Origin of the sequence: Campylobacter sp. IFREMER_LSEM_CL2151 (assembly GCF_025771725.1) — a bacterium.
In the GTDB taxonomy this organism is placed as follows: domain Bacteria; phylum Campylobacterota; class Campylobacteria; order Campylobacterales; family Campylobacteraceae; genus Campylobacter_D; species Campylobacter_D lari_C.
Map to the genome: position 1 here is coordinate 1 of NZ_JAKMQT010000018.1, position 1,524 is coordinate 1,524.

Annotated in this window: 1 protein-coding gene; it reads right to left on the reverse strand. The window is 28.3% G+C overall.

From position 1 onward, the window contains the following. Positions 1–17: 17 nt before the first annotated feature. The coding region (locus tag L8V82_RS07690; RefSeq protein WP_263724546.1) for a motility associated factor glycosyltransferase family protein at positions 18–1,524 on the reverse strand (1,507 nt) is incomplete at its 5' end.

The following is a 1,524-nucleotide window of genomic DNA, read 5'->3' on the forward strand; positions in this document are numbered from 1 at the left end:
ATTAGCTTCATAGGTGTTCATGAGAGACTTTCTATAAATTTTTTTAGATTTATTAAAGAGTCACTCATAGTTTTAGTCTGTTTTTCCAAGGTATCAATAACTGTTGTTAGCCATTCTTCATGTTTAATTACCCACATAACCATACGAATTTTCTTTTCTTCTTGTGTGTGAGCACTCATCATTGAAATTTTAGCTAATGTGACTTCTTTAGAAGCTAGCGCGCTTGTTAGCGCTTCGTTAAAAATAAGCATATCAGCATCTTCTAAAAATTCTTTAATTTTATGTATGTTTTCATTGATGTTTAATAATTTTTTAAAATCTATTTTTTCAAGATCTATTTGGTGACTTGTTTGGTTTATGAGTTTTAAAATAGGTTTTAAAATCTCTTTACATTGCGTGGTTTTTTGATTGGCTAGTGATATGATTTTAAGCAAGGAATCATATGTGTTTTTTGCAAGATTAAGTTGTTCTTGTGTGTTTAGACAACATAAAGGTTCAAAAAGAGTTTGTTTTTTTTCTAAAAGTAAACTTTTGCAAATAGTTGCAAAAGTTTCTTCTTTAGCATAGTTGATTCTTGAGCCACCTTCTGTGCAATTGAATGTAATAATGTCTTTTTTTAAAGCCTCTTGTATAAGAAATTCAAAATTTTGTCTATAAGTATTCCAAGCCCCATGAGTATAAACTTCACCATTGCCACCGTAGGCTGTAGTTTTTACTATCTCATAGCGATTTGTGTCTAGATTACTACCGTGTAAAAATTCTTTTGGATGAGAATTTAAATTCTCATCATAAGCTAAATCTTGCCCTATTAGTATAATGTTTTTGTGTTTAAGTTTTAACGCTAGGCTATATGCCATAGTTGATACATTTAATCCCCCAAGAGTTCCAAAATCTTGCAGGTGTAAAAAATTTTTATGTAAAAGTGTATTTTTTGAAATGAGTATATAGTTTCTATTGTTGGATTCAAGATATTGCAGGGTTTTAACATGTGCTGAATCTGAGATTACAAACAAAATATTTTTATCAAAACTTCCAAAATTATTATTAAAAAATTCACTAGACAAATCATTTTGTTCTAAACATACAACATAGTCAGGTTTTATATCATGATGTGCAAGTATGGGATAACTTCCATCAACACAAATGATAGTTGCTTTATCTGCATTCTCTTTTAACAAAGGAAGTTGTTTTATAAGACTAGGTCCACTTGCAACGATAATGGCATTAGTATTTTTCTTTTTTCTTTGTTGGATTAAATTTTTCAAAGGAGGATGAGTAATCATTTTGGGTATATTTAGAATATATTTTTGCATGATATCAAAATATCTATCAATATTAAATCCTAAAGCACTGTATAAAAGATTTAAAATTTGTTCTAAATCATAATCTATTTTGTTTATATTCTCTTGAAATATTTTATAGTAATCACAGTGACTAAAAACTTTACTATCATATAAATAGCTTCTTAATCCTAAGGTTCCACTAAGATAAGCTAGGATGCTTGATAAATCAAAATCATTTGTA